This window comes from Lentzea cavernae, assembly GCF_014653695.1.
GTDB classification, from domain to species: domain Bacteria; phylum Actinomycetota; class Actinomycetes; order Mycobacteriales; family Pseudonocardiaceae; genus Lentzea; species Lentzea cavernae.
The window spans coordinates 1-12,895 of the sequence record NZ_BNAR01000025.1 but is presented as its reverse complement, the minus strand read 5'-3'; the positions used below and the strand labels follow the sequence as shown (position 1 = coordinate 12,895).

At 68.7% G+C, this 12,895-nt stretch carries 16 protein-coding genes and 1 rRNA gene; 3 read left to right on the top strand and 14 right to left on the bottom strand.

Annotated features, from left to right (window positions below; translation table 11 throughout):
- Positions 1-96 precede the first annotated feature (96 nt).
- Positions 97-507, top strand: coding sequence for a DUF4145 domain-containing protein (locus IE307_RS42870; RefSeq protein WP_191305245.1), 411 nt, complete (start codon positions 97-99; stop codon positions 505-507).
- A gap of 335 nt (positions 508-842) precedes the next feature.
- On the opposite strand, the gene IE307_RS42865 is transcribed toward IE307_RS42870, so the two are convergent.
- From IE307_RS42865 to IE307_RS42845, 5 genes are all read right to left on the bottom strand, one after another.
- Positions 843-1,418, bottom strand: a complete 576-nt coding sequence (locus tag IE307_RS42865) for a hypothetical protein (protein ID WP_191305244.1) — start codon at positions 1,416-1,418, stop codon at positions 843-845.
- Positions 1,419-1,719: 301 nt separating this feature from the next.
- On the bottom strand, positions 1,720-1,971 hold the full coding sequence (locus tag IE307_RS42860) for a hypothetical protein (RefSeq protein ID WP_191305243.1): 252 nt from the start codon (positions 1,969-1,971) through the stop codon (positions 1,720-1,722).
- Positions 1,972-2,198: 227 nt separating this feature from the next.
- Positions 2,199-2,696 (bottom strand): riboflavin biosynthesis intermediates N-glycosidase, encoded by a 498-nt coding sequence (ybiA, locus tag IE307_RS42855; RefSeq protein WP_229905597.1) that lies wholly within the window; start codon positions 2,694-2,696, stop codon positions 2,199-2,201.
- Between the two features lie 19 nt (positions 2,697-2,715).
- Entirely contained in the window at positions 2,716-2,877 is a 162-nt protein-coding gene (locus tag IE307_RS42850) for a hypothetical protein (RefSeq protein WP_191305242.1), read from the bottom strand.
- Positions 2,878-2,908: 31 nt separating this feature from the next.
- Positions 2,909-3,448, bottom strand: coding sequence for a hypothetical protein (locus IE307_RS42845; protein WP_191305241.1), 540 nt, complete (start codon positions 3,446-3,448; stop codon positions 2,909-2,911).
- 136 nt (positions 3,449-3,584) lie between these two features.
- Between IE307_RS42845 and IE307_RS42840 the strand changes: the two genes are divergently transcribed.
- The gene (locus IE307_RS42840) at positions 3,585-3,818 is read left to right on the top strand and encodes a hypothetical protein (RefSeq protein WP_191305240.1); all 234 of its coding nucleotides are present in this window, start codon (positions 3,585-3,587) and stop codon (positions 3,816-3,818) included.
- A gap of 63 nt (positions 3,819-3,881) precedes the next feature.
- On the opposite strand, the gene IE307_RS42835 is transcribed toward IE307_RS42840, so the two are convergent.
- From IE307_RS42835 to IE307_RS42810, 6 genes are all read right to left on the bottom strand, one after another.
- A complete protein-coding gene (locus IE307_RS42835) occupies positions 3,882-4,814 on the bottom strand; it encodes an NADP-dependent oxidoreductase (RefSeq protein ID WP_191305239.1) in 933 nt (310 codons plus the stop codon).
- Complete coding sequence (locus IE307_RS42830; RefSeq protein WP_191305238.1) at positions 4,811-7,711, bottom strand: bifunctional [glutamine synthetase] adenylyltransferase/[glutamine synthetase]-adenylyl-L-tyrosine phosphorylase; 2,901 nt, start codon at positions 7,709-7,711, stop codon at positions 4,811-4,813. Before IE307_RS42830 ends, IE307_RS42835 begins: the two co-directional genes overlap by 4 nt.
- A gap of 29 nt (positions 7,712-7,740) precedes the next feature.
- Entirely contained in the window at positions 7,741-7,926 is a 186-nt protein-coding gene (locus IE307_RS42825; protein ID WP_191305237.1) for a hypothetical protein, read from the bottom strand.
- Positions 7,923-9,056: an inorganic phosphate transporter gene (locus tag IE307_RS42820; RefSeq protein WP_191305236.1), complete on the bottom strand. Its 1,134-nt coding sequence runs from the start codon at positions 9,054-9,056 to the stop codon at positions 7,923-7,925. The genes IE307_RS42825 and IE307_RS42820 overlap by 4 nt, the downstream gene beginning before the upstream one ends.
- A gap of 86 nt (positions 9,057-9,142) precedes the next feature.
- The gene (locus tag IE307_RS42815) at positions 9,143-9,898 is read right to left on the bottom strand and encodes a type 1 glutamine amidotransferase (protein WP_191305235.1); all 756 of its coding nucleotides are present in this window, start codon (positions 9,896-9,898) and stop codon (positions 9,143-9,145) included.
- A 25-nt stretch (positions 9,899-9,923) separates the two neighbouring features.
- Entirely contained in the window at positions 9,924-10,355 is a 432-nt protein-coding gene (locus IE307_RS42810; protein WP_191305234.1) for a rhodanese-like domain-containing protein, read from the bottom strand.
- A gap of 79 nt (positions 10,356-10,434) precedes the next feature.
- Between IE307_RS42810 and IE307_RS42805 the strand changes: the two genes are divergently transcribed.
- Positions 10,435-10,884 carry an Lrp/AsnC family transcriptional regulator gene (locus tag IE307_RS42805; RefSeq protein ID WP_191305233.1) on the top strand — a complete coding sequence of 150 codons (450 nt, stop codon included), beginning with the start codon at positions 10,435-10,437 and terminating at the stop codon, positions 10,882-10,884.
- Positions 10,885-10,903: 19 nt separating this feature from the next.
- On the opposite strand, the gene IE307_RS42800 is transcribed toward IE307_RS42805, so the two are convergent.
- The 3 genes from IE307_RS42800 to rrf form a co-directional block, all read right to left on the bottom strand.
- A complete protein-coding gene (locus tag IE307_RS42800) occupies positions 10,904-11,752 on the bottom strand; it encodes a GNAT family N-acetyltransferase (RefSeq protein WP_191305232.1) in 849 nt (282 codons plus the stop codon).
- Positions 11,740-12,564: a GNAT family N-acetyltransferase gene (locus tag IE307_RS42795; RefSeq protein WP_191305231.1), complete on the bottom strand. Its 825-nt coding sequence runs from the start codon at positions 12,562-12,564 to the stop codon at positions 11,740-11,742. The genes IE307_RS42800 and IE307_RS42795 overlap by 13 nt, the downstream gene beginning before the upstream one ends.
- A 109-nt stretch (positions 12,565-12,673) precedes the next feature.
- Positions 12,674-12,790 (bottom strand): 5S ribosomal RNA (rrf, locus tag IE307_RS42790).
- Positions 12,791-12,895: the final 105 nt, after the last annotated feature.

Below are 12,895 nucleotides of genomic sequence, written 5' to 3'. Positions count from 1 at the left end.
AACGGAGCAGTCGTGGCCTACATCTCGGACTCTATGGAGGCTGGTGCCACGACCGTCCACTGGCTCCGTTGCACTTCATGCCATAAGGGTGCCGTGATGAACGCGCATGAGCTAGCGCCAACGGGCGCCGCAGGTGAGGCTGTGGAAGGCCTCCCGACAGACGTGGCCGCCGCCTACACGGAAGCCCGACGCAGCGCCTCAGTCGCCGCCTATACGTCGAGCGAACTCATGTGCAGGAAGATCCTTATGCATGTCGCGGTGGACAAGGGCGCAGAAGCCGAGAAGAGCTTCGCTAACTACATCTCATATCTGCAAGACGAGGGGTACATCACTCCCCCTATGCATCCGTGGACTGACCTGATCCGTCAGCACGGCAACATTGCAACGCACGAGATCCCTGCGACAGACCGAGAGCGCGCACTTGGAACGCTCACGTTCACAACTCAACTGCTGCGGATGATCTACGAGATGCCGTACAAGGTGCAGCAGTTTCTACCCGCTCCCTGATGCCGTGGTCGTGATCGCCGTTGCTTGGGCTCGGTGCACTGCTGAATTCAGCTCTATAGGATCAAGGCGCCGCCGTCGGCGGCGCGCGGCGGGCCAGTCGCCTACCAGCGCGACCCGCATCCATCCGGGCACGTCGGGCTCCCGCTTCGCTCCGCCCGCCGGCCACGGCGGCGCAGTCCCCGTGGTGGCGTGGCAGCGCGCCGCCAAAAGCAGAACCACGAGCTGCCAGCGAACATCGGTCGGGACGATCGCACAGTGGTCGACTTGACCAAGCTGGGCACGGCGATCGACGCCCGTCAACGCTCCACGTCAACGGCCAGCGATGATGGCTCGGGCTATGAGATCATGTTCACAAAGTAACCAATGACCCCGCCCACCAACGCAGAGACGATTGCAAGCATCACGTCGTCGCGTTTCCTGGCCCAATACGATGGCGCCTCTGCGCGCGTCCGCGTCAGCACGACTGCACCCGATCTGTTGATCCGAGGTGGCGTCGGCCATCTGCGTGTAACCACAGAGAACACTGCCTCGACCATGATCTCGGCGGCCTGCCTCAACAACAGTGAGCTCGTGCGACATCGCCTCGCGACTGCCAGGACCTTCATCAACATTCCGGTGGCGGCCAAGTCCGGCTCGACGACTTCAAGAGCAGCCTCGGTGGGCGCAAGCACAAGGCGGATGCGACCACCACCAACAACCATAGTGACCTGATCGACACGAGGCTTCGGATGGTCTGCAAGGTCTTCGACAGCAGTTGCGGTGTAGTCCTCGTCGATCTGGATCAGCAGCGACTCGCCAGGCTCGGCGGCTTCCAACATCAAGTCGGCTATTTCCGCCAGGTCGTCGCGCCATAGCTTGACCCAACTAAGAGACACCGCTTGGACGGACGGCTTGCTCTTCTTCAGCGCCACCGGCGCACTGTAGAGCAGATCTTAAAGTTCTTACTCGTGCCACCCTGACCGAATCACTATTCCAGGTCGACGAGTGTTTATACCAAGGCGTGACGGACCAAGATCAGGCCGTCTCCAGGCCGTCAGACGTGGATCAGCGTCGATCAACGACCACAAACGTCGACAGCAAACCAGCAGGTCAGACTAGGCGCAATAGGGCGAGCCGCAGGTATCCGGCGACCACCGACAAACCTACGACGTGTGATCGGTTGAGCTTTGCGGCGAAGGCCCGGCGGGAGTTCCCGCCGGGCCTTCGGCCTGTCTAAGCGCCGAGCAGGGTCACCGTGGACGACGACCCGCTGACCCGCACGTTGGAGACGATGACGTCGGCATCACCGCCGGTCGGCAGCTTGATCCGGGCCTCGCCTCCGGTGAGGGGCTCGGCGGCGGTGCCGGCTCCGGACAGTTGCCACTCACCGATGTCGTTCACGGTCTCGATCAGATCGACCCGCTCCATCGCGAACGCGGTGCCGTCCGCGTAGATGAGCCGGGCCGGTCCCGAATAGCTGAACATCAGTTCTCCCCTGCGAGATGTCCCTGACGTCCTGACACACGGGCGGGACGGCTGGCGGGTTCACCGGGCTTGGGCGCGCTCGCCTTCCGATTCTTCGACCCGGGCGGGCTCGTGGCCTCGCTGGCCGACGCAAACCAGCCGAGCTTCGAGAAGTGGCCAAAGCAGACCGGCGTGTTCCGGCTCTACTGCCGGCAGTGCCGGGCGGCCCACGAAGATCCACAGAGGACTCAGGCGGAGAGCCGGGTGCGGACCTCCATCAGGGCCTCTCCCAGCAGGTTGAGGCCCAGCCACTGGGCGGGGTCCGCGGCGCGCGGGTCGGAGGCGACGAGGCCGATGCCCCACACGCGGTCCTGCGGGCTGGCCTCGACCAGGACGCGGGAACCCGTGCCCAGCAAGTAGGAGCGCAGCGCGGGGTCCTGGCCGAACTTCGCCAGGTTGGCCTCGACGACGATCCCGAACCGGGAGGCGTCCCAGACGTCGCCGGAGAAACCCGGCACCTGGCGGCCCAGCGCCTTGGCCTCGGCCGGGGTGCGGGCGGCCAGCACGCGTGACGCCGTCGAGGTGTCGTCGAAGAGCAACGCCTTGCGCCACATCATGTAGTGCTCGGCGGAGGCGAACGGCTGGCCGTCCACGACGAACGTGCACGGCCACCACTGCGAGAGGCAGCCCTTGCCGATGCCGCCGTCTCGTTCGGGCTGGTGGCCCCAGAAGAACAAGTACTTCACGGGCGACAGGCTAGGCGAGTTAGCCGAGGGATTCCTCGGGCTTTTCGTCCGGCTCCGGCATCTCCGGTTCGCGCCACGCCTCGGCGCGCGTGGGGCCGTTGGCGCGCAGCTCGTTCTCGACCTCCTTCTTCAGGTGGTCGTCCTTCAGGAAGCCGTGGGTGTCACTGCCGCGTTGGGTCATGCGTTCAGGCGTACCCGGAACTGTCGGAAAATCACTTCGGCAGCGGGATTCCCGTGACCGTGATCGCGGCGCCGGTCGGGGCGAACTGGCCGGAGATCGAGGAGAACGTCAGCGTGAGCGAGTTCACACCGGTGCCGATCTTCTCGTCGAGGACGACGGTGCCCGACGTGGTGGTGCCCTGGGTGACGAGGCCGTCCCACTTGCTGCTCGACGCCGCGTAGGTGCGGTTCAGGTCGTCGAGGACCGCGATTCCCACGACGGGGAGGGTCATCCTGGCCTGGGAGGCGTTGGTGGCCGTCACGAAGAGCTTCACGCGGCCGTTGGCCGCTTCCACGCGGTTGACCTCTATGGTCAGCATGCCGCGCTGCTGCTTGAACGAGCCGGTCCCGACCTTCACGTCCGCCGACGGCTCCGTCGTTTCCAGTGCGGCGTCAGGAGTTTCGACGCCGTTCGACGTAGTCGTGGTCGCGGTGACGTTGGGCTGAGCGGCGGAGTTGCCACCGCTCAGTGCGTATTCGATCACACCGAGTAGTGCGAGCACTCCGGCAGCCACGCCCGCGATGGCGATCACGGTCTTTCCTCGGCGCGTGACCCTGCGATGCTGCATGACTTCCTCTGCTAGACCCCCGAGACGACTACAGCTCCCCCGCTGAGCGCGCCTAGTCTCATCTCGATTGGGTGAAACGTCAATGCGCTAGGGTCCGGCCGTGTCCCAAGATGTCGCCGAATTCACGGCTCCGCAGCTGCTCACCACCCACATCGTCGACTCGGCGGCCGAGGCCCTCGAAGCGGTTCAGGCCGCTGACGTGCTCGACCTCGGTGTCCGCGTCTACAACAGGCTCGTTCCCGACACCGACGACGCTGACACGTTGGTGGAGGAATGGGTCGTCGAGGTCTACACCAGCGCTCCGGCGGTGGACCCGGACGCCGACGAGGAGTGAGTCCCCGGTTCGGGGGCGTTCCGGCCAGGAGCGCCCCCGAACCTGAAGAAATACCTGAAGATTTCAGACCGTCAGCACAACTTTTCCCCGCACGTGGCCACCTTCGAGCAGCTTGTGCGCTTTCACGGCTTCCTCCAAGGGAAACGTCTGCTGCACCTCGACCCGAAGCCGGCCGTCCGCGACGAGGTCCACCAGCCACCGCGTCTGCTCGGCGTCGGGCCGGGCCCACGTGTTGACCACGCCGTTCTCCAGCGCCCGCGGGCCGTCCACAATGGACGTCATCCGCGCCCGGTCGCGCACCAGCCGCAACGACTGGTCGAACGCGAGCCCGCCCGCGTTGTCGGCCACGGCGTCGACCAGGCCGTCGCCACCGACGAGCTCCGCCACCGCGTCGACCAGCGCGTCACCGTAGGCGACCGGCTCGGCCCCCAGCGAACGCACGAAGTCGTGGTTGCGCGGCGACGCGGTGCCGATCACCCGTGACGCGCCGAGCACCCGCGCGATCTGCACCTGCAGGTGCCCGACGCCACCGGCGGCCGCGTGCACCAGCACGACGTCACCGGAGCCGGCGCCGATGGCCTTCAGCGACTGCAACGCCGTCAGCCCTGCCAGCGGCAACGCTGCCGCGGTCACGAAGTCCACGGTGGACGGTTTGCGCGCGACGAGCCGGTCCGGCAGCGAGATCAGCTCGCCGTAGGCGCCGAACTGGACGTGGTCCTTGCGCGCGTACGCCAGCACCTCGTCGCCCGGCTTCCAGGCCTGCACGCCGATGCCGACCGCGCGCACGACGCCTGCCACGTCCCAGCCGGGGATCAGCGGTGTGTGGTGCGGCATCAGGCCCCGCAGGTACCCGGCTCTGATCTTGGTGTCCACCGGGTTCACCCCGGCGGCACGCACCTCCACCAGGACCTGGTCGGGCCCGAGCAGCGGATCGGGCAGTTCCTGCAACGACATGACCTCGGCGTCGCCGAACTCGGTCAGCGCGATGGCTTTCACGGTTTCTCACCGTAGAAGACACGCTCCGCGACCGCACGTGCACGACGGGTGGTCCTGCGGTACTCCTCGATGAACTCCCCCGGATCACCGCCGGGCTCGTGCCCCATCACCGACGCCACGGCGACGAGGTCGCGGCCGGACGTCGGCAGTTGATCGGACGCCTTGCCGCGCACCAGCGTCACGGCGTTGCGGGCCTGCGTCGCCAGGTTCCACGCCGCCGTCAGCGCGGCCGCGTCCTCGGCGGCCAGCAGGCCGGCGGAGACGGCGGCCTCCATCGCGGCCGTTGTGGACGGTGTGCGCAGGCCCGGCACGGCACCGGAGTGCTGCAGCTGCAACAACTGCACGGTCCACTCGACGTCCGCGAGCCCGCCGCGGCCGAGCTTGGTGTGCGTGCTCGGGTCGGCGCCGCGCGGCAGCCGTTCCGCGTCGACCCGCGCCTTGATCCGCCGGATCTCCCGCACCGACGCCGCGTCCAGCCCGCCGGCCGGGTACCGCAGCGGCTCGATCAGCTCTTCGAAGTCGGCGCCCAGAGCGGCGTCACCGGCGATGAACCGGGCCCGCAGCAACGCCTGCTTCTCCCAGATCTCGGCCCACTGCCGGTAGTACGCGCGGTAGGACTCGAGCGTCCGCACCAGCGGCCCCTGCCGGCCCTCGGGCCGCAGGTCCGCGTCGACCTGCAGCGGCGGGTCCTGCGACGGGGCGCCGAGCAGCCGCCGGATCTTCTCCACGACCCCGCTGGCCCACTTCACCGCGTCGGCGTCGGTCACGCCCTCCAACGGCCTGCACACGAACAGCACGTCGGCGTCCGAGCCGTAGCCGAGCTCGTGCCCGCCGAGCCGTCCCATGCCGATGACGGACAACGCCGCGACCGGCTCACCGGACGCGCGCACCGCCGCGTCCAAAGCGCTCTGCAGCACCGAACCCCACACCTCGGACAGCGAGACGCACACCGTGCTCAACGGCATGAACCCCAGCAGGTCCGCGGCGGCGATCCGCAACATCTCGTGGCGCCTCAACGATCGCGCGGCCGCGATCGCCCGCGCCGCGTCCCCGTACCGGGAAACGGCGCTGCGCAAGGGTTTCCCGATCGCGTGCGGATCTCCGCCAACAAGCGCGTCGGTGTCCGCCAAGAGCCGCAACACCTCCGGCGCGCGGACGAGCAGATCGGGCACCAGCCGCGAGGTGCCCAGCAGCACCGCGAGCCGTTGGACGACCGCGCCCTCGTCGCGCAGGAGCCTCAGGTACCAGGGAGTTTCCGCGAGCGCCTCGGACACCTTCCGGTACGCGAGCAGACCGCCGTCCGGATCGGGCGTGCCGGCGAAGAGGTCGAGCAGCACCGGCAGCAGCGCGCCCTGGATGCGAGCACGCCGGGACATCCCGTGCGTCAACGCCTGGATGTGCCGCAACGCGCCGTCGGGCGAGGTGTAGCCCAGGGCCGCCAGCCGGGCCACGGCCTCCTTGGTGGTGAGCCGCAACGCCTCGGTCGGCACGCCCGCCACGGACTGCAGCAGCGGACGGTAGAACAGCTTCTCGTGCAGCCGCCGGACCTGGTTGGCGTGCTTGCGGAACTCCGCGAGCAGCACCTGCCCCTCGGACTTGCGCCCGTCCGCCGCCAGCCCGACCGACCGCGCCAGCCAGCGCAACGCCGCCACGTCGTCGTCGGCGGGGAAGAGGTGCGTGCGCAACAAGCGCTGCAGCTGCAGCCGGTGCTCGAGCGTGCGCAGGAACCGGTACGAGCGCCCGAAGTCCGCCGCGTCGTCCCGCCCGACGTACCCGCCCTGGCCCAGCACGGCCAACGCGGCCGTCGTCGCCTGGATGCGCAGGCCCTCGTCGGACCGCCCGTGCACGAGCTGCAACAGCTGCACCGCGAACTCGACGTCGCGCAGACCACCGCGGCCGAGCTTCAGCTCGCGGTCGGCGAGCCCGGTCGGCACGTGGTCCTCGACGCGGCGCCGCATCGCCTGCACGTCCTCGACGAAGTTCTCGCGCTCCGCCGCCGTCCACACGTACGGGCGCACGACGTCGAGGTACGCCTGTCCCAGCTCGGCGTCACCGGCGACCGGCCGCGCCTTGAGCAGCGCCTGGAACTCCCAGGTCCGCGCCCACTTCTTGTAGTACGACGCATGCCCGTCGAGCGTGCGGACCAGCGCGCCCGCCTTGCCCTCGGGCCGCAGCGCCGCGTCGACCTCGAAGCACGACTGGCCCGCGATCTGCATCATCGTGCTGGCCAGCCGCGTCGCCACGCCCAGGTCGCCCTCGGCGACGAACACGACGTCGACGTCACTCACGTAGTTGAGCTCGTTCGCGCCGCACTTGCCCATCGCGATCACCGCGAGCCGGCAGCGGTCAGCACCGTTCACGCGTTCCGCGGCGAGCTTCAGCGACGCCCGAAGAGCCGACACGGCCAAATCGGACAGTTGCGCGGCCACCGTGTCGTAAGGGACGAACGGCAGATCGGGCTCGACGACGTGCGCCAGGTCGTTGGCCGCGACGATCAGCAGCCTCGCCCGGTACTCGGTGCGCAGCACGTCGTCTTCTGCCAGGTCCAGCGACACGTCGACCCCGTCGGTCAGCGAACGCCACCGTCCGGGGTTCGCGACCAGGAAGTCCGACAGCGCCGTGGACGAGCCGAGCACGGCGAGCAGCCGCCCGCGCACCACGACGTCCTCGTGCAGCGCGGCCGACAGGGCGTCCCAGTCGGCGACGCCTTGGAGCCGCTCCAAGCCGCGGAGGGCGAGGTCGGGATCGGGAGAGCGGGAGAGGGCGGCCAGCACCGGTTCCGAACCGTCGGAAGGCCGTCTGTCAGCCCACAGGCCGAGGCCGCGCAGCACTTCCTCGCTGCGCGGCTCGGTGAGGCCGAATCGTGCTGGGGACGCGTGGCGGACTGGTTCGCTCATCGTGAGCAAACCCTAATACGCTCACACGGTCAGAAGACGATCAGTGAGAGTCCGTAGAGCACCACGGCGACACAACCGGCGAAGCTCGCGTACGCGGGGACCTTCTTGTCACCCGACAGAGCGCGGATGCCGACGACGAACAACGTCACGACCAGAACCGTGACCAGCAGCGTGGCGCCGAAGACCTGCAGCAGCGCCGACCAGTCGACCTTCATGCCGCCACCTTGTGCAGCTCGGCCTGGGCGGCGACCTCGTCGACGATGTGCTCGGGCTTGATCGGCTCACGCCGGGCCAGGATCCAGATGACGGCCGACACGACGATGCCGATCGCGGCGACGCCGATGATCCCCACGGCGCCGGTGGACGCCCACTTGCCCGCGAGCGCTCCGACGATGCCGGCGGCGGGCAGCGTGAGCAGCCAGCCCGCGGCCATCTTGCCCATGGTGCCCCACTTGACGCCGCGGCGGTCGCGGCCGAGGCCGGAGCCCATGATGCCGCCGGACGCGACGTGCGTGGTGGAGAGCGCGAAGCCGAGGTGCGACGACGCGAGGATGGCCGTGGCGGTCGAGGTCTGCGCCGCGAAGCCCTGCGCGGGCTCGATGGTCGTCAGGCCGCGGCCCAGGGTGTGCGTGATGCGCCAGCCGCCGAGGTAGGTGCCGGCCGCGATGGCGAGACCGGCGCTGATGATCACCCAGGTGGGCGGGCCGGAGCCGGGCGCGAGGGAGCCGGACGTGATCAGGGCGAGCGTGATGATGCCCATGGTCTTCTGCGCGTCGTTCGTGCCGTGCGCGAGGGAGACCAGCGAGGCGGACGCGACCTGGCCGACCTTGAAGCCGGTGTGCGCGACGCGCGGGTCAGCGGCCTTCTTCAGCCTGTACACGATGATCGTGGCGATGGCCGCGACCAGACCGGCGACGAGCGGCGCCACGATCGCGGGGACCAGGACCTTGTCGACGACCTTCGCGAAGTGGATGGCGTCCACACCGGACGAGACCCAGGCCGCGCCGATCAGACCGCCGAACAGGGCGTGCGACGAGCTCGACGGCAGCCCCGCGTACCAGGTGACGAGGTTCCACATGATGGCGCCGACCAGCCCGCCGAAGATGATGGCGGGCGTGATCTGGGCGTCGTCGACGATGCCGCCGGAGATGGTCTTGGCGACCTCGACGGAGAGGAACGCGCCGACGAGGTTGAGAACCGCCGACAACGCGACCGCCGTGCGGGGCTTGAGCGCACCCGTGGCGATGGAGGTGGCCATGGCGTTGGCCGTGTCGTGGAACCCGTTGGTGAAGTCGAAGATGAGAGCAGTGATGACGACGATGATCACTACAAGAGCGGGATCCACAGTGATCCTCCGGCTGGATCGAACAAGCTGTCCAGGAGATTACGGTACCGCCAACGGAGGATGTCTTAAAACCTACGAAAGTAACGTCACACCAACGGAAGTTGTGTGCCCAGACCACCCGCGGGCAACAGTTCTCCCCGAACGAGTTTCGCGAATCGGGCGACGAACGGCTGCCACACCTCCTCGAAGTCGCGGTGCGCTTCCTCGAGGAACTCCTGGTCGAAGTGGTGGGGCCGCGCGCAGGACGCCGAATCCGGATCCTTCGCGGCCCAGTGCAAGACGATTTCCGGGGTCGTCTCGATGTGGAACTGCAGGCCGTAAGCGCTCTCCCCGACACGGAACGCCTGATTCGGATATCTCGGGGACGCCGCGAGGTGCTCCGCGCCGGGCGGCAGCAGGTGCACCTCGTCGTTGTGGAACTGCAGGACGTCGGGGGTGAACGGCAGGTCGGCGAACAGCGGGTCCATGCCCGCCGCGTCCCGCTTCGCCACCAGCAGCACGCCGACCTCCGGCCCTTGTGGACCCTTGCGCACCTGACCGCCCGTGGCGGCCGCGAGCAGCTGCGCGCCGAGGCAGATCGCGAGCGTCGGCACCTTCTTCGACACCGCGCTGGAGAGCAGCCGGCGCGCGTCCGCGAGCCACGGGTGGTCGAGGTCGTCGAGCGCGCCCATCTCGCCGCCGAGGCAGATGACGCCCTGGTAGCCGTCGAGGTTCGCCGGCGCGGGTTCGCTCTTGAGCTGGACGAGGTCGAGCTCGACGCCCTCGGCTTCGAGCCAGTCACCGAGCTTGGCCAGCGGGTCCGACTCCGAGGGCTGCAGAACGAGCAGTCGAGGTGCGTTCACGCACTTGAGCCTAGGTGGGCCGTCCTCAGCAGCGACACGCGACCTTGGATACACCTGCTCCGGCGAGGTGATCGGACTCGACCGGATAGCCCGCGTCCCGCCACGCGGTGATGCCGCCGGACAGCCGCTTCACGCGGTACCCCCGCTGGGCGAGTGCGAGCGCGCCCTTGGTCGCCGCGTTGCACTGGAAGCTCTCGCAGTAGCAGACGTAGACCAAGCCGGGATCGAGGTCGAGAACGGCGGGCAGGTCGCGGTAGGGCAGGTTGATAGCACCGGGGATGCGAGCCTGCGCAAACGCTTCCGGTGCCCGCGTCTCCACGAGCACGTAGCCGCTGGTGTTGCCGTCCTGGAGGTCGCGGTGCACGTCGTCGGGGTCGGCCTCGAACGCGAGTTCGGCGGCGAAGTGGGCCGCGGCGGCCCGCGGGTCGGCGGCGGGGAAGCGCAGTGCGTTCGTCATGCCCTGATCCTGCTGGCGCCGGTCCTCTCAGGACATGCGGAACTCCAGGCGTTCGGACCGTTCTCCCTATGATTCCCAGGTGGAACTCGACGCGGTGGATTGGAAGATCCTGTCGCTGCTGCAGCAGGACGGGCGGATGTCGTTCACGGCACTGGGCCGCGAGGTGTCGCTGTCCGCGCCGGCGGTGACCGAACGGGTGCGGCGCCTGGAGGCCCTCGGCGTGATCACGGGCTTCACCGCGGTGCTCGCGCCCGCCCGGCTGGGACTGCCGATCGAGTCGATCGTGCGCGTGCGGGTGCGGTCGCTGGACACGCCGCGGTTCCGCGCGCAGGTGCTGGTGCTGCCCCAGGTCCTCGACGCCGACCACGTGACCGGCGACGACTGCTGGTTGCTGCGGGTCGTCTGCCGGTCGATGGCCGAACTGGAGGAGCTCGTCGAGGTGATGCAGCGCTACGGCGACACCACCACGTCGCTCGTGTTCTCCTCCCACGTCCGCAACCGCCCGCTGTCGCCTGAGCTGTTCGGCTAGGCGCTGCCCTGCGAGTTCGTCAGGTGAGAGACGCGGACGAGGGTCCCGGAGGCAGCGCCTGGTCCCAGCGGTACTCCGACCAGTCGGAGACCGGGCGGAAGCCGATGCCCTGGTAGATGGAGTTGGCCGTGGGGTTGGCGAGGTCCGCCGCCAGCACGACGTGCTCGACGCCTTCGCCGTACGCCCACTGGCTGACCGCCGCGGTGACGGCGGCCGCGTAACCGTGCCGCCGGTGCTCGGGTGGTGTGTAGACCGGGCCGACCCTGGACACGCCGGCGAGTGGGGCGGTGCTCCCGGCCCAGGACACGGGGACGCCGTCGACGAGCCACAGGACGTGGCCCGCGTCCATCCACCGGCTGTCGCCCGCCCGCTTCTCGGCCTCGTCGCGCGGGAGGCCGTCGAGTTCGGCGACGAACTGGATCCACCACTCGGTGATCAGGTCGTCGTCGGCGGGGGTGGCGAGCCTCGACTCCCCCGGCACGTCCGGCACCACCAGGTCCTCCAGTCGGTACAGGCGCAGGGCGTAGGTCTCCGTGCCGCCCTCTCGCCACAGCCTGCGGAAGGCCTCGACCTTGTCCCGCGTGCCGGTGACCTCGGTGATCTCCTCGCCGCGCAGGGCCTCCGCCACCAGCGGTGCGGCGGTGACCGGCATCGCGGCGACGTGCAACGGGCGGCCCTGCATCCTGGTCGCCGCGCCGACGACGCTTCCGTCGTCGTGCAGGGAGATCAGCGTGACCGCCGGTCTGCGTCCCTGCAGCGCGGCGTCGAGGCCTGTCAGGTGCACGCTGTGGTTCACCGGATCGGCGCCGAGGAAGTCCCCCGCCACGGCGAGGAAGTCCCTGATGTCGTTGTGGCTCAGTGCTTCCACCAGAACTCCGCCCAGTCGTCGAGTGGTTGGTAGCCGATCTGCTGGTAGATCGAGTTCGAGGTCGGGTTGGTCAGGTCGGCGAAGAGCAGGACGTCCGTGGCGCCCTGGTCGAGCGCCCACCGGCTGACGATCGCGCTCACCGCCGCGCCATAGCCGTGCCGGCGGTGTTCGGGCGGGGTGTAGACCGGGCCGACCCTCGTCATGCCGGCTTGCGGGAGACTGGCGACGGCCCAGGCGACCGGTGTGCCGTTGATCACCCAGAGGGCGTGGCCGTTGCCCAGGCGCAGGGAGCTCCGCATGGTCTCGGCCGTCGGCTCGTCCGGTGCTTCCGGCACGGCTTCTGCGAGGAATGCCTTGCGCCAGGCCGCCAGGAGTTCGACGTCGTCCTCCGCGGCCATGCGACCGGTGCCTTCGACGGACGGGGGCACGAGCGTGCCGAGGCGGTACTGCCTGGTGGCCAGGGATTCGGTGTAGCTCTTGCCCGTCGCTGTGGCGAACGCCTCTGATCTCTCCCGCGGGCCGGTGACGCCAGGAGCGTCCGGGTCGATCTTCGCGGCCACCGCCACGGCCAGGTCGACCGCGGCCGGCGGTAGGTCGGCTGCCTGGAACGGCCACGGCGGGGTGCGGATCAGGGAACCCACGACCTGGTTGTCCTCGTGGAAGGTGATCAGCGTCGGGAAGTGCTCGGCCGGCAGGCGGCGGATGCGGTCCAGCGACGTGAGTGCGATGGTGTTTCGCACCGGATCGGCTGTCAGCCGATCGTGTGTGGCGGCGTCGAACGATTCCAGGGTGGCGTGCACGACCGCGTCCATGCGTCCATCAGACCAGGGTGGGCAAGCGAAAATCCTCGTCCGGGCACGCCAAAAGACCCCTGAGGGGAGCACCGGAGTGCTCGACCCTCAAGGGTCTTCTGGAAAGAATGTTCGGCGACGACCTACTCTCCCACACCGTAACCAGTGCAGTACCATCGGCGCAGAAGGGCTTAACTACCGGGTTCGGAATGGGACCGGGTGTTTCCCCAACGCTATTATCACCGAAACTCTGTGGAATTGTACGTGCGGCGATCGATATGCCGCTCGGTTCTTCCAGAACCGCACAGTGGATGCGTAGCGTCTTTGTAACAAGTCCTCGGCCTATTAGTAC